Here is a 21,422-nt window from a genome sequence, read left to right as displayed (position 1 = left end):
ACAGAAAACGGCTCCCAGAGCACGCACCGCGACCCCACCGTCCATGAACAATCCGCAAGCCTCACCCGACCTCGCCAGCCTGCGCGTGCAGATCGACAGCATCGACCAGCAACTGCTCACGCTGCTGAACCAGAGAGCGTTGGTGGCCGAGCAGGTGGGTGAGGTCAAGAAGCGTGAGGGCACGCCCTTCTTCCGCCCCGACCGCGTGGCCCAGGTCATCGACAAAATCACCAACGCCAACCCCGGCCCGCTCAAGGGCCCGCATGTGGCCGCCATCTGGCGCGAGATCATGTCGGCCTGCCTCGCCCTCGAATCGCCGCAGCGCGTGGCCGTGCTCGGTCCCGAGGGCACATTCTGCGAACAGGCCGCCATCGAATTCTTCGGCGGTGCGGCTGACCTCATGTACTGCGCCAATTTCGACGAGGTGTTCCACGCCACGGCGGCGGGCAGCGCGCAATACGGCGTGGTGGGCGTGGAGAACTCCACCGAAGGCGTGGTCACGCGCTCGCTCGACCTGTTCCTGCACACCCCCACGCACGTGGTGGGCGAAGTCAGCCTGCTGGTACGCCACAACCTGCTGCGCACCAGCAATTCGCTGGACGGCATCGAGGTGGTGCTTGCGCACCCGCAAGCCCTGGCCCAGTGCCAGGCCTGGTTGTCCAAGCACCTGCCGCACGCCGAGCGCCGCCCGGTGTCGAGCAATGCCGAAGGCGCGCGCCTGGCCACCACCAACCCCGCCTGGGCGGCCCTCTCCAGCGAGCGTGCAGCCACCCAGTTCGGCCTGCACATCGTCTCCCATGCCATTCAGGACGACGCGTACAACCGCACGCGTTTCGCGATCATCTGCCTGCCGCACACACTGCAGACGCCACCCCCTTCGGGCAAGGATTGCACCAGCCTGGTGGTGTCGGTGCCCAACCAGCCTGGCGCAGTGCACGACCTGCTAGTGCCGCTCAAGACGCACGGCGTGTCCATGACGCGCTTTGAATCGCGCCCCGCGCGTACGGGCCAGTGGGAGTATTACTTCTACATCGACCTCGACGGCCACCCCGCCCAGCCCCACGTCGCGCGGGCCCTTGAAGAGCTGCGCAGCCTGTGCGCGTTCTACAAGGTCCTGGGGACCTACCCCGTCTCGGCATAAGGAGCCGTCGCCATGTTCGAACAATTGGGACTGATCGGCTGCGGGCTCATGGGAGGCTCATTCGCCCTTGCCATGAAGAAGGCCGGGTTGGTCAAACGCGTGGTGGGCTACAGCAAGTCGCCCTCCACCACCGACCGTGCGCGCCAGTTGGGCGTGATCGACGTCGAGGCGCCCTCCGCTCTGCTGGCGGTGGCAGGCGCCGACGTTGTACTGGTGGCTGTGCCGGTAGCGGCCACCGAAGCCACCCTCAAGGCCATCAAACACCTGGTCACCCCCCGCATGCTCATCATGGACGTGGGCTCCACCAAGTCCGACGTGGTCCAGGCAGCGCAGCGCTCGCTGCGTGACCAGGTGGGCTCCTTCGTGCCAGCACACCCCATCACAGGGCGCGAAGTGTCGGGCGTGGAACATGCCGAAGCCGATCTGTACAGCGGGCGCCAGGTGATCCTGACGCCCACCGAACGCACACTCACCGCCCAGTTGCAGGACGCTGAAAAGATCTGGACTGCACTGGGCTGCCGCGTGACCAGCATGTCGCCCGAGTCGCACGACGCGGCTTTTGCCGCCGTCAGCCACCTGCCCCATTTGCTGGCGTTCGCAATGATGAACAGCATCACGGGCCAGACGCACGGTGACGACTTCCTGTCCCTCGCAGGCCCCGGATTCCGCGACTTCACCCGCATTGCCGCCAGCGACCCCAAGGTGTGGCGCGACATCCTGCTGTCCAACCGTGACGAGCTGATTGCCCAGTCCAAGCTGTTCCAGCAGGCCCTGCGCAACATCGAGCAGGCCATGGAAAAAGGCAATGCCCAGGCGCTCGAAGACATGCTGACTTTGGCCAGCGAAACCCGGGCGCATTGGCGCATGGGCGCGAAGAGAAAATAACCCCCTGAGTCGCCTGCGGCGCCTTCCCCCAAGGGGGACGCACCCGGTGACCTGGCAAAGCCAGTTCCACGGGTGCACTGGGATGGGCCTGCGCCAGTAATGACGGGCGCTTGCACCAATGGACGAAAGACACTGATGTACAGCACCACATTCCTCGATCTCCCCCCTTTGCAAGCCGCTGCAGGCGAAGTCCACCTGCCGGGCTCCAAGAGCATCTCCAACCGTGTGCTGCTGCTGGCCGCGCTGAGCAACGGCACCACCACCGTGCACGACCTGCTGGCGTCCGACGATACGCGCGTGATGCTGGACGCCCTGCGCCAGATCGGGTGCACAGTGGATGAAGCGGGCAGCACCGTGCACATCACCGGCCTGGGTGGCCGCCTGCCCCAATCTCCCGCCAAGCTGTTCTTGGGCAATGCGGGCACGGCCATGCGCCCACTCACGGCGGCGCTGGCGCTGCTGGGCGGCGAGTTCGAGCTATCTGGCGTGCCGCGCATGCACGAGCGCCCCATTGGCGACCTCATCGATGCCCTGCGCCAGTTGGGCTGCCAGATCGACTACCTGGGCAACGACGGCTACCCACCGCTCAAGATCGCCCATGCCCAGGGCGTACCCCCGCTGGCGCTGGCAGAGCCCATCCGCGTGCGCGGCGATGTGTCTAGCCAGTTCCTCACTGCCCTGCTCATGGCACTGCCGCTGGCGGCGGGCACGCAGGCCATTGTGATCGAGGTGGTGGGCGAGCTGATCTCCAAACCCTACATCGCCATCACGCTGCAACTGCTGGCGCGCTTTGGCATCGTGGTCGAGCACCAGAACTGGCAGCGTTTCACCATCCCGGTAGGCAGCCGCTACCAGTCGCCCGGCAGCATCCATGTGGAGGCAGACGCCTCATCTGCTAGCTATTTCATAGCGCTTGGCGCAATTACTTCTAGCACTAGCAGCCAAAAAGGCATCAAGATTCAGGGCGTGGGCCTGGATTCGATCCAGGGCGACATCCGCTTTGTCGAGGCCGCACGCGCCATGGGTGCTGTGGTCACGGGTGGCCCCAACTGGCTGCAGATCGAACGCGGTGCCTGGCCCCTGAAGGCCATTGATCTGGACTGCAACCACATCCCCGACGCCGCCATGACGCTGGCGGTGATGGCGCTGTATGCCCAAGGCATCACCACGCTGACCAACATCGCCAGCTGGCGCGTGAAGGAAACCGACCGCATCGCCGCCATGGCCACCGAGCTGCGCAAGCTCGGCGCCACGGTAGAGGAAGGTGCGGACTACATCCGGGTGACGCCCCCGGCCCAACCCGCTGACTGGAAGGCCGCCAGCATCCACACCTACGACGACCACCGCGTGGCCATGTGCTTCTCGCTGGCCGCGTTCAACCCGGCGCGTCTGCCGGTGCGCATCGAAGACCCCAAGTGCGTGGCCAAGACCTTCCCGGACTACTTCGAGGCCCTGTTCTCGGTCGCCCAGGTCGAGACCGCCCACATCCCGGTGATCTGCATCGACGGCCCCACGGCCTCGGGCAAGGGCACGGTGGCCGCGGCGGTGGCGCAGCGGCTGGGCTATCGCTTCCTCGACTCAGGCGCGATGTACCGCATCACCGCCCTGGCCGCTCTGCGGGCGGGTCTCGCCATCGATGCTGACCACGAAGCCCGTATCGCCACCCTGGCCCAGACCCTGCCCGTGCGCTTTGAAGGCGGCAAGGTGTGGCTGGGCAGCGACGACGTGACCGAGGCCATCCGCACCGAAGAAGCCGGCATGAACGCGTCCCGCGTGTCCGCCCTGCCGGCCGTGCGCACAGCGCTGGTGGACCTCCAACACAGTTTCCAGCGCCTGCCGGGACTGGTGGCCGACGGGCGCGACATGGGCACCGTGATCTTCCCCGAGGCCCCCTTGAAGGTGTATCTCACGGCCAGCGCCGCCTGCCGCGCGGAGCGCCGTTATAAGCAGTTGATTTCTAAGGGTTTTTCGGCTAGTATCGAAGACCTTCGTGCGGATCTGGAAGCGCGCGACGCCCGGGACAGTTCCCGCAGCGTTGCGCCTCTCAAGCCCGCGCAGGACGCTCTGGTCCTGGACAACTCCGATTTGACGATTGAACAAGCCGTCGAACAGGTATTGGCCTGGTGGCAGGAGCGTCAGCCCTTCGCAGCTTCTGCGCAGCGCTGACAATGTGGAGCCCTCGGGCTCCAGGCAGTGCCGAAAGGCCTTGCCACAGGCCCACGCAACCCCTCTCGCGCGTCAGCGCACAGGTTGTGTGGATCGATAACCTAACCCGCGGCTCTGCCGCAAAAAACCACCGCAAGCAGCTATAAAAACGGTAGCAATGGTGCTACCGGAATCCTGTTTGTGGCAAGGAAACACATGTCCGAATCTTTTGCCGCCCTTTTTGAAGAATCCTTGCAGCGCACGGAAATGCGACCAGGCGAAGTCATCACCGCTGAAGTCGTGCGCGTCGAGCACAACTTCGTGGTCGTGAACGCTGGCCTCAAGTCCGAAGCCTACGTGCCGCTGGAAGAGTTCAAGAACGACAAGGGCGAAGTCGAAGTCCAAGTGGGTGACTTCGTGTCGGTGGCCATTGGCTCCATCGAAAACGGCTACGGCGACACCATCCTGTCGCGCGACACCGCCAAGCGTCTGGCTTCCTGGATGAGCCTGGAAAAGGCCCTGGAATCCGGCGAATTCGTCACTGGCACGACCAGCGGCAAGGTCAAGGGCGGTCTGACCGTTCTGGTCAACGGCATCCGCGCATTCCTGCCCGGTTCGCTGATCGATACCCGTCCGATCAAGGATCTGACGCCGTACGAAAACAAGACCATGGAATTCAAGGTCATCAAGCTGGACCGCAAGCGCAACAACGTGGTGCTGAGCCGCCGCGCTGTGGTGGAAGCCTCCATGGGCGAAGAGCGCGCCAAGCTGATGGAAACCCTGAAGGAAGGCTCCATCGTTCAGGGCGTGGTCAAGAACATCACCGAATACGGTGCGTTCGTGGACCTGGGCGGCATCGACGGCCTGCTGCACATCACCGACATGGCATGGCGCCGCGTGCGTCACCCCTCCGAAGTGGTGACCGCTGGCCAGGAAATCACGGCCAAGATCCTGAAGTTCGACACCGAGAAGAACCGTGTCTCGCTGGGTCTGAAGCAAATGGGCGACGACCCATGGATGGGTGTGAACCGCCGCTACCCACAAGGCACGCGCCTGTTCGGCAAGATCACGAACATCGCCGACTACGGCGCGTTCGTCGAACTCGAACCCGGCATCGAAGGCTTGGTGCACGTCTCCGAAATGGACTGGACCAACAAGAACATCGCTCCCGCCAAGCTGGTTTCGCTGGGCGACGAAGTCGAAGTCATGGTTCTGGAAATCGACGAAGACAAGCGCCGCATCAGCCTGGGCATGAAGCAGTGCAAGGCCAACCCATGGCAAGAATTCGCACAGGACACGAAGCGCGGCGACCGCGTGAAGGGTCCGATCAAGTCGATCACCGACTTCGGCGTGTTCGTGGGCCTGGCTGCCGGCATCGACGGCCTGGTGCACCTGTCTGACCTGTCGTGGAACGAACCCGGCGAAGCCGCTGTTCGCAACTACAAGAAGGGCCAGGAAGTGGAAGCCATCGTGCTGGCCGTGGACGTGGACCGCGAACGCATCTCGCTGGGCATCAAGCAGCTCGACGGCGACCCATTCACGACCTTCGTGACCGTGAACGATAAGGGCCAGACGGTGACCGGCAAGGTCAAGACCGTGGACGCCCGTGGCGCTGAAATCGACCTCGGCGAAGACATCGTGGGCTACCTGCGCGCTTCGGAAATCTCCCGCGACCGCGTGGAAGATGCCCGCAATGTGCTGAAGGAAGGCGACGAAGTCACGGCCGTGGTGGTGAACGTGGATCGCAAGACCCGCAACATCCAGCTGTCGATCAAGCAGAAGGACATGGCTGACGAACAAGGCGCCATGGCCAACCTGAGCCAGCAATCGAGCCGCGAAAGCGCCGGCACGACCAGCCTGGGCGCCCTGCTGCGCGCCAAGCTGGACAACTCGGAAAAGTAAAGCGCTGACCCACCAGGGAGCCTCCGCGCGAATCGACCCACGCGAAGATTCATGCAGAGGCCTCTTGGACGGTCAGACAGCGGGCGCCTCGGCGCCCGCTCTTTTTTCAGCCAAGACTTGCCTATGTCCCAAGATTCCATGACCCGCTCAGACCTCGTCGAAGAACTGGCCGCCCGCTTCAGCCAGCTCACCCACCGCGATGCCGAATACGCGGTCAAGACCATTCTGGACGCTGTGGGCGAGGCCCTGGTGCGCGGGCACCGCAGCGAGATCCGGGGCTTTGGCAGTTTCTCGGTGAACCATCGCCCTCCCCGCATGGGCCGTAATCCGCGCAGCGGCGAGGCCGTGGCCATCCCCGAAAAGCGCGTTCCCCATTTCAAGCCGGGCAAGGCCCTGCGCGAAGCCGTGGACAAACGCACAGCCGAAATGGAAGAAAACACCCAGCCTGCCACAGGCACCACGGGTACTTGATATCGAATTGATAGCAATAGGCGCATGAGTTGTATGCGCCTGCGGCGTTTTTGGCCTGTGCTGGTCTGACTGCACCTCCACACGGGGCCGCAGCGCCAAGCTCTTAGAATCGCCCCACCACTGGGGAGACCGATGAAATACCTCCTGTGGCTGCTCAAGGCAGCCATTTTTTTTACGCTATTCGCCTTCGCGCTGAACAACCAGCAGGACGCGACCGTGCATTTCTTCTTTGGCACGCAATGGCGCGCGCCGCTGGTGCTGGTGGTGCTGACCGCCTTTGCCGCAGGTCTGGTCGTTGGGGCCCTGGGCATGGTGCCGCGCTGGTGGCGGCACCGCACCGCTGCACGCCGCGCCCAGGCCGCGGTCATTGCCCCCACCCCTGTAGCGCCCGCCACCAGCGCCACACCCGCCGCGCCTCCACCACCTCCTGACCTGCCTTCAATCCATGGAATTTGACCTGAGCTGGATACTGCTGGGCCTGCCTCTGGCCTTTGTGCTGGGCTGGCTCGCATCGCGCTTTGACCTGCGCCAGCTGCGCGCAGAGAACCGGCGGGCGCCCAAGGCGTACTTCAAGGGCCTGAACTTCCTGCTCAACGAGCAGCAGGACCAGGCGATCGACGCCTTCATCGAGGCCGTGCAGAACGACCCGGATACGTCCGAGCTGCACTTCGCCCTGGGCAATCTGTTTCGCCGCCGGGGCGAGTACGACCGCGCCGTGCGTGTTCACGAACATCTGCTCTCGCGCGGCGACCTCTCCCGCACCGACCGCGAGCGCGCCCAGCATGCACTGGCGCTCGACTTTCTGAAGGCCGGGCTGCTGGACCGCGCCGAAGACGCGTTGCAGCGCCTGGAGGGCACCCCGTTCGAGGCCCAGGCCCGCCTGGCGCTGCTGGCCATCTACGAACGCTCGCGCGACTGGCCCCATGCCGCCAGCATCGCCCGCAAGATGCACGACGCCGACCAGGGCGACTTCAGCACCCGCCAGGCCCACTACCTGTGCGAGCAGGCCCTGGCGCTGAGCGCGCAAGGCGACTTGCCCGGCGCCCAGGCCCTGCTGGAGCAGGCTGTGGTGGCTGCCCCCGAGGCGGCGCGTGCGCGCATTGAACTGGCGCGCCTGCAACGCCTCATGGGCCAGCCCGCGGCGGTGCTGTCCACCCTGAAGACGCTGGGCGAGCGCAACCCCGCTGCACTGCCCTTGGCGGCCCCGCTGATGGTTGAGGCCGGAACGGCCACTGGCCGCACGCAGGAAGTGCACGCCCTGCTGCAGGCCCACTATGCACAAGCGCCTTCGCTGGACGTGCTGGAAAGCATTGTGGCCATGGAGGCCGCCGACGAGGCCACCCACCCATCCGCCCGCCAACGCTATGTGGAGCACCTGGACAAGGAACGCTCTCTGGTCGCCGCCGCCAAATGGCTGGCCACCGAAAAGCTGGAACACGAAGAATTCCACCCCCAGGTCCAACGTGCACTGGACCATGCCGTCAAACCCCTCACCCGCTACCGCTGCGCGGCCTGCGGCTTTGAAGCCCGTCAGCATTTCTGGCAATGTCCCGGCTGTCAGACCTGGGACAGCTACCCCGCGCGCCGGGTCGAAGAACTCTGACCCCGGCCCTCCCCCGCTACGCCGTAGGACCCTTGCCATGCTGAAGAAACTGCTGACCCTGCTTGTTGCCACGCTGCTTGCCTCCGCCGCCTGGGCCGCCGTGGACGTGAACACCGCCACCGAGGCCGAACTCGACGGCATCAAGGGCATTGGCCCCGGCCTGTCGGGCCGCATCCTGCAAGAGCGCCAAAGCGCACCCTTCAAGGACTGGGCCGACTTCATTGGCCGTGTGGGCGGCGTGGGCAACAAGAGTGCCGTCAACTTCTCCAAAGAGGGCCTGACGGTCAACGGCAAGAAGTACAGCGCGGCGGCAGCCGCCAAGGCTGAAGCCAAGAAAAACAACAAGAAGCACGGCAATACCCAGACAGCAGACCGCCGAACCCAGGCCGGCGCTGACAAGGAGCCGGCTACGCCAGTCACACCGGTCGCACCAGCCACCCCTGCGACTGCAAAGGCAGCACCGGCTACTCCAGCCCCAGCAAGCAGCGCTAGCAAAAACTAAGCACGCTTCACAAGCAGCAAGCCCGCTGCAGCGGGCTTGTTTTTTGCAGCATGGCTACCCAACAGCGTGGGTCGGGCAGGGTTTTTAGGGGCTGCCCCAGGGCGTGTCCCCCTTCAATTCCCCCACGCGAAAGCCATCCAGGCCGTGCAGTGCTAGGCGCCCTGAGCGCCGTGTAGCTTGGCTACACAAGCGAAGGGCAACGACGCAGTGTGCGGCCTGGCTGGCTTTCCCTTCGGGCTGGCTGCGCAATGCGGCGTCTGCTTTGTCGGGCTTCCATCCGCATTGCACCGCCAGCGCGTGGGGGAATTGAAGGGGGACACGCCCTAGAATCGTTTGCGCATGCCCCTGATCACGCTCATCCTTCTCCCCTTCATCGGCAGCCTGCTGGCAGCGGTTCTGCCGTCCAACGCCCGCAATACCGAGTCCACCCTGGCGGGCCTTATCGCCTTGTTCTGCACAGCCCAGGCGGCGCTGTACTTTCCAGAGATTGCAGACGGCGGCGTGATCCGGCAAGAACTGGCCTGGCTGCCCGCACTGGGCCTGAACCTCGTCATCCGGATGGATGGCTTTGCGTGGATGTTCTGCATGCTGGTGCTGGGCGTGGGCAGCTTGGTGGTGCTGTACGCGCGCTACTACATGTCGCCCGCAGACCCGGTGCCGCGCTTCTTCTCGTTCTTCCTGGCGTTCATGGGCGCGATGGCGGGCGTAGTGCTGTCGGGCAACATCATCCAGATCGCGTTTTTCTGGGAGCTGACCAGCCTGTTCTCCTTCCTGCTGATCGGCTACTGGCACCACCGCAAGGACGCGCGGCGTGGTGCGCGCATGGCGCTGACGGTGACAGGCACGGGCGGACTGGCCATGCTGGCGGGCATGCTGGTGCTGGGCCACATCGTCGGCAGCTACGACCTCGACCATGTGCTGGTTGCGGGGCAGCTCATCCAGAACCACCCGCTCTACACCACCGCGCTTGTCCTGATTCTGCTGGGCGCGCTGACCAAAAGCGCGCAGTTCCCGTTCCACTTCTGGCTGCCCAACGCCATGGCAGCGCCCACACCCGTGTCGGCCTACCTGCACTCGGCCACCATGGTGAAGGCCGGCGTGTTTCTGCTGGCGCGCCTGTGGCCGGCGCTCGCAGGCACCGAGCAGTGGTTCTGGCTGGTGGGCGGTGCGGGGCTGTGCACGTTGCTGGTGGGCGGCTACGCCGCCATGTTCCAGAACGACCTCAAGGGGCTGCTGGCGTACTCGACCATCTCGCACCTGGGTCTCATCACCCTGCTGCTGGGCCTGAACAGCCCGCTGGCGGCCGTGGCCGCTGTGTTCCACATCATGAACCACGCGACCTTTAAGGCCTCGCTGTTCATGGCCGTGGGCATCGTGGACCATGAAAGCGGCACGCGCGACATACGGCGCCTGTCGGGTCTGCGCACCATGATGCCGATCACCGCCACCCTGGCCATGGTGGCCAGCGCGGCCATGGCGGGCGTGCCGCTGCTCAACGGCTTCCTGTCCAAGGAAATGTTCTTTGCCGAGACGGTGTACGTGAACACCACGCCGTTGCTCGAATGGCTGCTGCCCATCGCCGCCACGGTGGCCGGCATGTTCAGCGTGGCCTACTCGCTGCGCTTCACGGTGGATGTGTTCTTTGGCCCGCCCGCCACCGACCTGCCACGCCCGCCCCACGAGCCCCCACATTGGATGCGCGTTCCCGTCGAACTGCTGGTGCTGGCCTGCCTCGTGGTGGGCACGCTGCCCGCGTGGTCGGTGGGGGCCTACTTGGCCGCTGCCGCGCGGCCCGTGGTGGGCGGCGAGCTACCCACCTACAGCCTGGCGGTCTGGCATGGGTTCAACACCCCGTTTGTGATGAGCCTGGTCGCTTTGGGCGGGGGCATTGCGCTCTACGCACTGCTGCGCTGGCAACGCGAAAAGGGCGCCATCGATGCACCCCCGGTCATGCGCCGCATCAGCGGCCAGCGGGCCTTTGAAGCCACGTTGGCCCTGCTCAGCCTGATGGGCCGCAACGGCCGCCGCCTGCTGGGCACCGGTCGCCTGCAGTGGCAAATGCTGTGGCTGGTGTGCGCTGCGCTGGTGGCGGGCACCCTGCCCCTGTGGGCGCGGGGCCTGCCCATTGGCGACCGGGTGCAGCTGCCGCTGTCGCCTGCCTTTGCGCTGCTGTGGCTGCTGGGCGCGGTGTGCGCCGTGGCGGCAGCATGGCAGGCCAAATACCACCGGCTGGCCGCCCTGACGCTGCTCGGTGGCTCCGGGCTGTGCGTGTGTCTGACCTTCCTGTGGTTCTCGGCGCCCGACCTCGCACTCACGCAGATCGTGGTGGAGGTGGTGACCACCATCCTCATCCTGCTGGGCCTGCGCTGGCTACCCCGGCGCGACGAAAGCCTGCGTGTGCCCACGCTGGCTGAAGAACGCCGCACCCAGCTGCGCCGCTGGCGCGACCTGGCGCTGGCGCTGAGCACAGGCGGCGGCATGGCCCTGCTGTCGTTCGCGATGATGAGCCGTCCGTTCCCGGACAGCACCTCGACCTTCTTCCTGGAGCACGCACTCACCGGCGGCGGCGGCACCAACGTAGTCAACGTGATGCTGGTGGACTTCCGGGGCTTTGACACCTTTGGCGAGATCGTGGTGCTGGGCATCGTGGCGCTCACGGTGTACGCGCTGCTGCGGCGCTTCCGGCCCGCACGCGAGGTGATGGACCTGCCGCCCCAACAGCGAGCGCTGCCCCCCGACGTGGATACCGACCTGGCCAACCCCAGCCAGACGGCCGACACCGCCGTGGGCTACCTCATGGTGCCCGCCGTGCTGGTGCGGTTGATGCTGCCCTTTGCCACGCTGGTCGCGGTGTACCTGTTCATGCGCGGGCACAACGAGCCCGGCGGCGGCTTTGTGGCGGGGCTGGTGTTCTCGGTAGCGCTGCTGCTGCAGTACATCGTCTCGGGCACGTCCTGGGTCGAGGCCCATCTGCCGCTGTACCCAAGGCGCTGGATCGGTGTGGGCCTTCTGGCGGCCTTGGCCACCGGCCTGGGCGCGCTGGCCTGGGGCTATCCGTTCCTGACCAGCCACACGGCGCACTTTTCGCTGCCTGTGGTGGGTGAGATCAATGTGGCCAGCGCACTGTTCTTCGACATTGGCGTGTTCACCCTGGTGGTGGGCTCCACCATGCTCATCCTCACCGGCATTGCACACCAGTCGGTGCGCAGCCACCGCTACAACAACGCACGCGCGGCCGAAGAAGCCCAGGCCGCCGCCACACCGGGAGAAGGTCCATGGAACTGATACTGGCCCTGGCCATCGGTGTGCTCACCGGCTCCGGCGTGTGGCTGCTGCTGCGGCCGCGTACCTTCCAGGTCATCATGGGCCTGTCGCTGCTGTCGTATGCCGTCAACCTGTTCATCTTCAGCATGGGCCGCCTGGGCCTCGCGATTGACAAGGAGCCCGTGCTGCAGCCCGGGGTGCCGCAAGACTTGGCCCACTATGCCGACCCCATGCCCCAGGCGCTCACCCTCACGGCCATCGTGATCGGCTTTGCTATGACCGCCCTCTTCCTCGTGGTGCTCCTGGCATCGCGCGGCATGGCCGGCACCGACCATGTGGACGGCACGCGCGCCAAGGATGCGCAGGAAATGCCATGATGAAAAACACCCCCCTGAGCGGCTTCGCCGCTTCCCCCCGCTCTTGCAGCGCTGTGCGCTGCGGGCAGGGGGACGCAGCCCTCGCGGCGGGGCGGCCCTGGCTCGGCTGCCCGGGCCTGAGGCGCGCCCTTTTCATGCGCAGCGCCATGGAGTCCTGACATGACATCCGTGCACCTCCTACTGGAGCGGCTGATGCCGCACCTGATCCTCGCCCCCATCGCGCTACCCCTGCTCACGGCCGGGCTCATGCTGTTGCTGCGCGAAGAGCGCCAGCGCACCAAGGTCACGCTCAACATCACATCGACCCTGATGGGCCTGGTGGTGGCCGTGCTGCTGCTGGTGCAGGCCAAGGAGCCCAGCGTGCAGACCAGCCTGGGCGTGTACCTGCCGGGCAACTGGCCGGCGCCGTTCGGCATCGTGCTGGTCATCGACCGTCTGTCGGCCATGATGCTGGTGCTGACCAGCACGGTGGCGCTGGCCACGGTGCTGTTCTCAGCCGCGCGCTGGCACCGGGCGGGTGTGCACTTTCACCCGCTGTTCCAGTTTCAGCTCATGGGGTTGGCGGGCGCGTTTCTCACGGCCGACCTGTTCAACCTGTTCGTGTTCTTCGAGATCATGCTGGCGGCCTCCTACGGGCTGCTGCTGCACGGCTCGGGCCGCCCGCGCGTGTCGGCGGGGCTGCACTACATCGCCATCAACCTCGCCGCCTCGTCGCTGTTCCTCATCGGTGTGTCGATGCTGTACGGCATCACCGGCACGCTCAACATGGCCGACCTGGCGCAGAGCATTGCGGGTGTGGCCGTGGCAGACCGGGGGCTGCTGCACGCAGCCGCCGCCATTCTGGCGGTCGCGTTCCTCATCAAGGCCGCCGTGTGGCCGCTCAACTTCTGGCTGGTACCCGCCTACAGCGCGGCCACCGCGCCCGTGGGTGCGCTGTTTGCGCTGATGACCAAGGTGGGCGTGTACAGCGTGCTGCGGCTGTGGACACTGCTGTTCGGCGCCGAGGCGGGTGAATCCGCGCTGTTCGGCGGCCAGTGGCTCATTGGAGGCGGCATGCTGACCATGGCGTTTGGTGCCATTGGCATGCTGGGATCGCAGCGCCTGGGGCATCTGGCCGGGTTCAGCGCCGTGCTGTCGTCGGGCACGCTGCTGGCCGCCGTGGGCTTCGGGCAGAACCTGCTCACGAGCGGGTTGCTGTACTACCTGCTCAGCTCTACGCTGGCCGTGAGCGTGTTGTTCCTGCTCACTGACCTGATCGACCGCTGGCGCAACGACGGCGCCAACCTCGCGCCGCATGAGCAGACCGACGACGCGCCCTTCCTGTCGGCCGACCTGGTACCCACCGAGGGCATGAATCTGGACGACAGGGAGCAGGCGCTGATCGGTCAGGTCATCCCCGCCGCCGCGGCCTTTCTGGGCCTGGCGTTCGTGGCCTGCACGCTGGTCATTGCGGGCCTGCCGCCCCTGCCCGGTTTTGTGGGCAAGTTCGCCATGGTCCATGCACTGCTCAACCCGCTGGGGCTGGGCGCGGCCCAGGGCATTCGCCTGGGCGCTGCGGGCTGGTTGCTGGTGGCGCTGCTGGTGGGCTCGGGGCTGCTGGCGCTGCTGGCACTCACGCGCGCGGGCATTCGCCACTTCTGGTCGGCCCAAGGCCGGGCATCCCCGCAGCTCCTGGTGCTGGAGGGGTTGCCCATTGCCCTGCTGCTGCTGGCCTGCGTGGCGCTGGTTTGGCAGGCTGGGGCGGTGATGCGCTACACCCAGGCCACGGCCGATGCCCTGCATGCGCCCGCCACCTATGTGCGCGCGGTGATGACCGCTGCGCCCGTCGCGCCTTCGCCTGCGGCAACGACTGAAACCATGCCATCAGGGGACAAGCCATGACCTCACCCCGCCACTCAACCGCTACCCACGTACCCGCAACGCCGCCACGCCCCCATCTGCTGGGGCGCCTGGTGCCTGCACCGCTGCTCTCGCTGGCGCTGCTGGGCTTGTGGCTGCTGCTCAACCGCAGCCTGAGCGCAGGCCACCTCCTGCTGGGCACCGTGGTGGCATTGGCGATCCCGCTGCTCACCGCCGGGCTGCGCCCCCTGCCCGTGCGCATCCGCAAGCCGGGCACCGTCTTGCGCCTGGCGCTCACGGTGGTGGCAGACACCACCCGGTCCAACCTGGCCGTGGCCCGTCTGCTGCTGGCGCCCGGCCGCAGGCGCCACCCTGCGGGTTTTGTGCACATCCCGCTGGACGTGCGGGACCCCAACGCACTGGCCGTGCTGGCGATGATCGTGTGCATCACGCCCGGCACCGCGTGGGCCGAGATTTCGCTGGACCGCAGCATGCTGCTGCTGCACGTGCTGGAGCTGGACGACCCGGCCACGATGATCGCTGACGTGAAGCAGCGCTACGAGGCCCCCTTGATGGAGATTTTTGAATGACCCCCGTGCTGGACTGGGCCCTGCCGGCCGCCCTGCTCATGCTCGCGCTGGCCATGGGCTGTGCGTTGATCCGACTGCTCAAGGGCCCGTCCGCGCAAGACCGCGTGCTGGCGCTGGACTGCATGTACCTGAGCGGCATGCTGGTGATGCTGGTGCTGGGCCTGCTCTACGGCAGCAAAAACTACTTCGAGGCCGCACTGCTGCTGGCGCTGTTCAGCTTTGTCGGCTCCATGGCCATGGCCAAGTTTTTGCTGCGCGGCGAGGTGATCGAATGACCGAAGCTGCCGCCGTTCTTCCGCTGTGGCTGGAAATCATCGTGGCCGTGCTGGTGCTGGCCGGCGCCGCGCTGGCCCTGCTGGGCTCCATCGGGCTGCTGCGGCTGCCCACGTTTTTTGAACGGGTACACGCCCCCTCCATCATCGCCACGCTGGGCTGCTGGCTGATCATGCACGGCACGGTGCTGTACTTCTCGGTGGCCGACCGCAGCCTGGCGCTGCATGCGCTGCTGATTGCCGTGTTCGTGGCGATCACGGTGCCCATCATGTCGATCTTTCTGATGCGCGCGGCGCTGTTCCGCGCCCGGCAGGCTGGGCGTGATGTGCCACCCAGCCTGAGCCAGCCCAAGGTGGATGGCAGCGCAGAAGCCAAATAATCCTGATCAATTACTCCTGATTTGATAGCTGCAGGCGCATATGAAACATGCGCCTGCAGCACTTTTGGCCCTTACTTCGCCCCTGGAACGCCAAACCCACCGCCACCGGGTGTGTGAATCTCGAACACATCGCCCGGTGCCATCTCGGCCTGGCCAATGTGGTCCAGCAGCTCCACCCGGCCGTCGCTGCGCACCACCTTGTTGATGCCTACGGCCCCTGGCTGGCCGCCCGCCATGCCAAATGCGCCATGGTGGCGGCCGTTGGACAAGATGCTGGCCGTCATCGGTTCGAGGAAGCGCACGCGGCGGATGCCGCCATCGCCACCCTTGTACTGTCCGGCACCGCCCGATCCCTTGCGGATCTCGTAGGCCTCCAGCCGCACCGGAAAGCGGAACTCCAGCACCTCGGGGTCCGTCAGGCGCGAATTGGTCATGTGGCACTGCACGACGCTGGTGCCGCCAAACCCACCCACCAGCTGCCCATTCGCATCCCACACCCCGCCCGCACCACTGCCGCCCGAGATGGTCTCGTAGTACTGGTAGCGCGTACTGCCAAAGGTGAAGTTGTTCATGGTGCACTGCCCCGCTGCCATCAGGCCCAAGGCGCCATACAGCGCGTTGGTGATGCAGGTGGAGGTCTCCACGTTGCCCGCCACCACCGAGGCCGGTGGGTTGGGGTTGAGCATGCTGCCGGGGGGGATGATGACGTTGAGCGGCTTCAGGCATCCGGCGTTCAGCGGAATGTCGTCATCGACCAGCGTGCGGAACACGTACAGCACCGCCGCCATGCACACCGCCGTGGGCGCATTGAAGTTGTTCGTCTGCTGCGGGCTGGTGCCGGTGAAGTCGATGGTGGCGCTGCGGCTGGCGGCATCCACCTTCACCGCCACGCTGATCTGCGCGCCGTTATCGAGCGGCAGGGTGAACGCACCATCCTTCAGCCGTGTGATGACACGGCGCACGGACTCTTCGGCGTTGTCCTGCACATGGCGCATGTAGGCCTGCACCACGTCGAGACCGAACTCGGCCACCATGCGGCGCAGCTCCTGCTGGCCTTTTTCGTTGGCAGCGATTTGCGCGCGTAAATCGGCCATGTTCTGCTGTGGATTGCGTGATGGGTATTCGCCGCTTTCCAGCAGCGCAACCATCGCCGCCTCGCGCAGCACGCCGCGCTCCACCAGCTTCACGTTGTTGATCTGCACGCCCTCTTCCTCGATGCGCGTGGAGAACGGTGGCATCGATCCGGGCGTGGTGCCACCCACATCCGCGTGGTGGCCCCGGCTGCCCACATAGAACGTGGGCGTGGCTTCATCGGCGATGTAGACCGGCGTGATGACCGTGATGTCCGGCAGGTGCGTGCCACCGTGGTACGGGTCGTTGAGCACAAACACATCGCCGGGCTGCATCTTGCCTGCGTTCTCGCGAATCACGGTCTTGATGCTCTCGCCCATCGAGCCCAGGTGCACGGGCATGTGCGGCGCATTGGCAATCAGGTTGCCCTCGGTGTCGAACAGCGCGCAGCTGAAGTCCAGGCGCTCCTTGATGTTGACGGAGTACGCCGTGTTCTGCAGCTGCAGCCCCATCTGCTCGGCAATGTTCATAAACAGGTTGTTGAACACCTCCAGCAGCACCGGGTCCACGGTGGTGCCCACAGCATGCTGCACAGCGCGCGCCACGCGGCGGTGGAGCAGCAGGTGGTCCAGCTCGGTGAGCTGCGCTTCCCAGCCGGGCTCAACGATGGTGGTGGCGTTCTTCTCGGCAATGATGGCCGGGCCGGGGATCACGTCGCCGGGGCGCAGGTCCTCGCGCACCACCAATGCCGCGTCATGCCAAGCGGGCACGCCGTCCACGCCACCGGTGTACATGCGCACGGTGCAGCGGCGCGGTACCTCGCGCGCGGGCTGCAGCGCGTGGCGTGGCTCCTCGGGGGCGTCGCCGGGCACCACGGCCTCGACCGATACAGCCTCCACCACCAAGCCCTTGCCCTGCATGAGGAACGCAAAGCGCTGGCGGTAGGCGGCCTCAAAGCCTGCGGTGATCTCGGCCAGCGAGCCAAACGGCACGATCAACGCCGAGTCGCTGCCCTCGTAGCGCACATGCACGCGGCGGTGCACCACGGCTGTGCCTGCGCCCACCTGCTGGCGCTCCAGCTCGGTGCGTGCGGTGGTGGCCAGTTGGTCCAGCGTGGCTTCGATGCTTGCGAGTGCCTCTGGCACCAGCTTCGTTTCCACGGCCTGTTCGCGGATCACGTTCTGGTCCGCCAGCCCCATGCCGTAGGCGCTGAGTACACCGGCCAGCGGGTGCACAAACACGCGGGTCATGCCCAGCGCATCAGCCACCAAACACGCATGTTGGCCGCCTGCGCCGCCAAAGCACTGCAGCGTGTAGCGCGTCACGTCATAGCCGCGCGCGACGCTGATTTTCTTGATCGCGTTGGCCATCTGCTGCACGGCGATCTGAATAAAACCATGGGCCACATCCTCGGCGCTGCGCCCGGTTTGCTCGGCAAGATCGCCAAACTTGTGCGCCACTGCGTCGCCATCCAGCGCCTCGTTGGCCGCATGGCCAAACACCTTGGGGAAGTGCGCGGGCTGGATCTTGCCCACCATCACGTTCGCATCCGTCACGGCCAGCGGGCCGCCACGGCGGTAACTGGCGGGGCCGGGGTTGGCACCCGCGCTCTCGGGGCCCACACGAAAGCGTGCGCCGTCAAAGCCCAGGATGGAGCCGCCACCGGCCGCCACGGTGTGGATGCTCATCATGGGCGCACGCATGCGCACGCCGGCCACCTGCGTCTCGAACTCCCGCTCAAACTCGCCCGCGTAGTGGCTCACGTCAGTGCTGGTGCCGCCCATGTCAAAGCCGATCACCTTGTCGTGGCCTGCCAAACCGGCAGTGCGTGCCATGCCCACGATGCCGCCTGCGGGGCCCGAGAGGATCGCGTCCTTGCCCTGAAACACCTGGGCGTCCGTCAGGCCGCCCGACGACTGCATGAAGAACAGCTTCACGCCCGGCATCTCGCTCGCCACCTGGTCCACATAGCGGCGCAGGATGGGTGACAGGTAGGCATCCACCACCGTGGTGTCGCCCCGGCTCACCAGCTTCATCATGGGGCTGGTGGCGTGCGAGGCGCTCACCTGCGTGAAACCCGCCGCGCGCGCAATGCGGGCCGCCGCCTCTTCGTGCGCCGTGAACCGGTAGCCGTGCATGAACACGATGGCCGCGCTGCGCAGGCCCGCGTCGTAAGCGGCCCACAGGCGTTCCTTGAGGTGGTCTTCGTCCAGCGGCTCGATCACCTCACCCTGCGCGCTCACGCGCTCCTGCGCCTCAATCACGCGCTCGTACAGCAGCTCGGGCAGCACGATGTGGCGGTCAAACAAACGTGGGCGGTTCTGGTACGCAATGCGCAGCGCGTCCTTGAAGCCCCTGGTGGTGATGAGCAGCGTGGGCTCGCCCTTGCGCTCCAAGAGCGCGTTGGTGGCCACGGTGGTGCCCATCTTCACGCACTCCACCAGCGCAGGCGTCACCGGCTCGCCCGGCTTCAAACCCAGCAGGTGCCGAATGCCTGCCACGGCCGCGTCCTTGTACTGCTCGGGGTTCTCGGACAACAGCTTGTGCGTGACCAGGGTGCCGTCAGGCCGCTTGCCCACCACGTCGGTGAAGGTGCCTCCACGGTCTATCCAGAACTGCCAGCGGGACATGGGGGAAGGTTGGTTGGACATGGTGATGCTATCTAATCAATAGCTGCCAGCGCATTCAATATCTGCGCCACAGCCGCTTTTCATTCAAAAACTCAAAGATTGGAGGCCAGAGTTCACAACGACGCGGCCGAGCGCGCTGCCTGGTCGTACATGCCCGAGAGCACACGCAGCAAACGGGCCAGCTCACCAATGTCGCGGTTGAGCGCGTCATCGGCATTCAAGGCGTCGATCAGGCAACTCTCGCGGATCTCGCGGTAGCGCTGCACGTAGGCGCGGCCGATGTCGGTGGCGGCGTAGGTCACTTCCTTGCCATTCTTTTGCGAGGCCACCACGCCCAGGGTCTGCAGCTTTTTGAGCGAGTAGTTCACCAGGTGCGTGTCTTCCACGTTCATGATGAAACAGATGTCGGCCAGGCGCTTGTCGCGCGCGCGGTGCGTGACATGGTGCAGCACCACCACGTCGAGCGGCGTCAGGTCCTTGAGCCCCGCCGCCGCCATGCAGTGCACCACCCAGCGGTGGAACGCATTGCCCGCCACGATGAGGCCAAACTCGAACTCGCTCATCTCCGCGCTCTGCGCCGACACCAGGTGCGCCGACGACACGATGGGTCCGGAGTCGGTTTTGGCCTTGGGCTTGGCGTCAGATTTCATGGCGGGTTCGGGCCTGCGGGTTCTGTCATTGGCACGGGATATGCATGGGGCATTGTAGGCAAGTCGATGGTAATTTGTTGGCAATTTGTCAGCGTTTAGGCAAAACACCTATCGCAATCGGATCGGCTTCCGATACAGTGATTTGTTACATCCAACCTTGTACATACAACCCTGCGGAGCAATATCTATGAAGCGTCGAATCTTCCCCGTGACCGCACTCGCCCTGACCCTGGCTGCGGGCCTGTCTGCCACCTCGGCATTCGCCCAGACCAAGTGGGACCTGGCCGCCGCCTACCCTGCCACCAACTTCCACACCGAGAACATGGTGCAGCTGGCCAGCGATGTGGACAAGGCCACGGGCGGCAAGCTCAAGATCACGGTGCACGCCAACGCGGCGCTGTTCAAGGCCCCTGAAATCAAGCGCGCTGTGCAAGGCGGCCAGGCACAGATGGGCGAGATCCTGCTGGCCAACTTCCAGAACGAATGGCAGCTGTTTGGCGTGGATGGCCTGCCCTTCCTGGCCGACAGCTACGACGCCTCCAAAAAGCTCTACGCCGCCCAAAAGCCCTTCCTGGAAAAGAAGCTGGCTGAGCAGGGAATGATGTTGCTGTACGCGGTGGCTTGGCCTCCACAAGGCATCTACACCAGGAAGCCGCTGGCCTCTGCCGCTGACCTCAAGGGCATCAAGTGGCGCGCCTACAGCCCTGCCACCGCGCGCATTGCCGAGCTGGTCGGTGCCCAGCCCGTGACGGTGCAGGCTGCGGAGTTCTCGCAAGCCCTGGCCACGGGCGTGGTCGAATCGACCATGACCTCGGGCGCCACAGGCGTGGACAGCAAGCTGTACGAGCACCTCAAGTTCTATTACGACACCCAGGCCTGGTTGCCCAAAAACGCCCTGCTGGTGAACAAGAAGGCGTTTGATGCGCTGGACAAGCCCAGCCAGGACGCCCTGCTCAAGGCCGGTGCTGACGCCGAGGCGCGCGGCTGGGCCAACAGTGCCAAGGTCAACGCCGACACCATCGCGAAGCTCAAGGCCAATGGCATGAGCGTAGAGGCGCCGCCCGCCGCGCTGAAGGCCGACATGGCCAAGGTGGGTGACACCATGCTCAAGGAATGGCTCGAAAAGGCCGGCCCCGAAGGCAAGGCGCTCATCGACGCCTACCGCAAGTAAGCCCAGGCGCCCACGCACATGCGTCGTCTGCTGGACTTTCTGTACGACAGCGCCGCCGCCCTGGCGGCGCTTTTCATGGTCGGCCTGCTGGGGATGGTGCTGCTGTCCATCGCCAGCCGGCAGTTCCACTTTCACGTGCCGGGCACGGACGCCTATGCGGGCTATCTGATGGCTGCATCGGGCTTTCTGGCACTCGCCCACACCTTGAAGCGCGGAGAGCACATCCGCGTCACGCTGCTGCTCAACTTCTTGAAGGGCGGCGCCAAGAAGGCGTTCGAGATCTGGGCTTTGGCCATTGCCACCCTGCTCGCCGTGCTGTTTGCGGTGTACAGCTGCAAGCTGGCCTGGCAGTCGCACGAGTTCCACGACATCTCCACCAGCAGTGACGCCACACCTCTATGGATTCCACAGATCGCCATGGCCGTGGGCACGGTGATTCTGGCCATCGCGTTCCTGGACGAGCTGGTGCTGGAGATGATGGGCAAGCGTGTGGATGCCTCCTCTGGCGAAGCATTGCGCAATGAATAAC

General features: G+C 65.6%; 18 protein-coding genes. 16 read left to right on the top strand and 2 right to left on the bottom strand.

Features of this window, described 5'->3' with window-relative positions:
• The first annotated feature begins 43 nt into the window (after positions 1-43).
• From pheA to mnhG, 14 genes are all read left to right on the top strand, one after another.
• Positions 44-1,141: a prephenate dehydratase gene (gene pheA / locus C8C99_RS06790; RefSeq protein WP_056645407.1), complete on the top strand. Its 1,098-nt coding sequence runs from the start codon at positions 44-46 to the stop codon at positions 1,139-1,141.
• Between the two features lie 12 nt (positions 1,142-1,153).
• Positions 1,154-2,026, top strand: a complete 873-nt coding sequence (locus tag C8C99_RS06785) for a prephenate dehydrogenase/arogenate dehydrogenase family protein (protein ID WP_056645410.1) — start codon at positions 1,154-1,156, stop codon at positions 2,024-2,026.
• Positions 2,027-2,161: 135 nt separating this feature from the next.
• Positions 2,162-4,192 carry a bifunctional 3-phosphoshikimate 1-carboxyvinyltransferase/cytidylate kinase gene (locus C8C99_RS06780; RefSeq protein WP_108625303.1) on the top strand — a complete coding sequence of 677 codons (2,031 nt, stop codon included), beginning with the start codon at positions 2,162-2,164 and terminating at the stop codon, positions 4,190-4,192.
• A 195-nt stretch (positions 4,193-4,387) separates the two neighbouring features.
• Positions 4,388-6,073: a 30S ribosomal protein S1 gene (rpsA, locus tag C8C99_RS06775; protein ID WP_056063647.1), complete on the top strand. Its 1,686-nt coding sequence runs from the start codon at positions 4,388-4,390 to the stop codon at positions 6,071-6,073.
• 123 nt (positions 6,074-6,196) lie between these two features.
• Entirely contained in the window at positions 6,197-6,544 is a 348-nt protein-coding gene (locus tag C8C99_RS06770) for an integration host factor subunit beta (protein ID WP_056645414.1), read from the top strand.
• Between the two features lie 132 nt (positions 6,545-6,676).
• A complete protein-coding gene (locus tag C8C99_RS06765) occupies positions 6,677-7,000 on the top strand; it encodes a lipopolysaccharide assembly LapA domain-containing protein (protein WP_056645417.1) in 324 nt (107 codons plus the stop codon).
• Entirely contained in the window at positions 6,990-8,147 is a 1,158-nt protein-coding gene (gene lapB / locus C8C99_RS06760) for a lipopolysaccharide assembly protein LapB (protein WP_056645420.1), read from the top strand. The genes C8C99_RS06765 and lapB overlap by 11 nt, the downstream gene beginning before the upstream one ends.
• Before the next feature lie 37 nt (positions 8,148-8,184).
• Entirely contained in the window at positions 8,185-8,649 is a 465-nt protein-coding gene (locus C8C99_RS06755) for a helix-hairpin-helix domain-containing protein (RefSeq protein WP_056645423.1), read from the top strand.
• A 339-nt stretch (positions 8,650-8,988) separates the two neighbouring features.
• Complete coding sequence (locus tag C8C99_RS06750; protein WP_108625302.1) at positions 8,989-11,934, top strand: monovalent cation/H+ antiporter subunit A; 2,946 nt, start codon at positions 8,989-8,991, stop codon at positions 11,932-11,934.
• Complete coding sequence (locus tag C8C99_RS06745) at positions 11,925-12,290, top strand: Na+/H+ antiporter subunit C (protein WP_108625301.1); 366 nt, start codon at positions 11,925-11,927, stop codon at positions 12,288-12,290. The genes C8C99_RS06750 and C8C99_RS06745 overlap by 10 nt, the downstream gene beginning before the upstream one ends.
• A 159-nt stretch (positions 12,291-12,449) precedes the next feature.
• Entirely contained in the window at positions 12,450-14,171 is a 1,722-nt protein-coding gene (locus C8C99_RS06735; RefSeq protein WP_108625299.1) for a monovalent cation/H+ antiporter subunit D, read from the top strand.
• Positions 14,172-14,227: 56 nt separating this feature from the next.
• Positions 14,228-14,719 carry a Na+/H+ antiporter subunit E gene (locus tag C8C99_RS06730; RefSeq protein WP_108627067.1) on the top strand — a complete coding sequence of 164 codons (492 nt, stop codon included), beginning with the start codon at positions 14,228-14,230 and terminating at the stop codon, positions 14,717-14,719.
• Positions 14,716-14,994 carry a K+/H+ antiporter subunit F gene (locus C8C99_RS06725; protein ID WP_056063664.1) on the top strand — a complete coding sequence of 93 codons (279 nt, stop codon included), beginning with the start codon at positions 14,716-14,718 and terminating at the stop codon, positions 14,992-14,994. Before C8C99_RS06730 ends, C8C99_RS06725 begins: the two co-directional genes overlap by 4 nt.
• Positions 14,991-15,371 carry a monovalent cation/H(+) antiporter subunit G gene (gene mnhG / locus C8C99_RS06720; protein ID WP_108625298.1) on the top strand — a complete coding sequence of 127 codons (381 nt, stop codon included), beginning with the start codon at positions 14,991-14,993 and terminating at the stop codon, positions 15,369-15,371. The genes C8C99_RS06725 and mnhG overlap by 4 nt, the downstream gene beginning before the upstream one ends.
• A gap of 71 nt (positions 15,372-15,442) precedes the next feature.
• Here mnhG and C8C99_RS06715 read toward each other — a convergent pair whose 3' ends face one another.
• Positions 15,443-19,093, bottom strand: a complete 3,651-nt coding sequence (locus C8C99_RS06715; protein WP_108625297.1) for a hydantoinase B/oxoprolinase family protein — start codon at positions 19,091-19,093, stop codon at positions 15,443-15,445.
• A gap of 92 nt (positions 19,094-19,185) precedes the next feature.
• Positions 19,186-19,722 carry a winged helix DNA-binding protein gene (locus tag C8C99_RS06710; protein ID WP_108625296.1) on the bottom strand — a complete coding sequence of 179 codons (537 nt, stop codon included), beginning with the start codon at positions 19,720-19,722 and terminating at the stop codon, positions 19,186-19,188.
• 187 nt (positions 19,723-19,909) lie between these two features.
• Between C8C99_RS06710 and C8C99_RS06705 the strand changes: the two genes are divergently transcribed.
• Both C8C99_RS06705 and C8C99_RS06700 read left to right on the top strand, forming a co-directional pair.
• Entirely contained in the window at positions 19,910-20,893 is a 984-nt protein-coding gene (locus tag C8C99_RS06705; RefSeq protein WP_108625295.1) for a TRAP transporter substrate-binding protein, read from the top strand.
• Positions 20,894-20,911: 18 nt separating this feature from the next.
• The gene (locus tag C8C99_RS06700) at positions 20,912-21,421 is read left to right on the top strand and encodes a TRAP transporter small permease (protein ID WP_015014448.1); all 510 of its coding nucleotides are present in this window, start codon (positions 20,912-20,914) and stop codon (positions 21,419-21,421) included.
• The last annotated feature ends 1 nt before the right edge of the window (position 21,422 follow it).

The sequence above is a fragment of the Acidovorax sp. 107 genome (assembly GCF_003058055.1).
GTDB lineage: Bacteria > Pseudomonadota > Gammaproteobacteria > Burkholderiales > Burkholderiaceae_C > Acidovorax.
The sequence above is the reverse complement of the archived record's forward strand: the minus strand, read 5'-3'. Positions and strand labels throughout refer to the sequence as shown.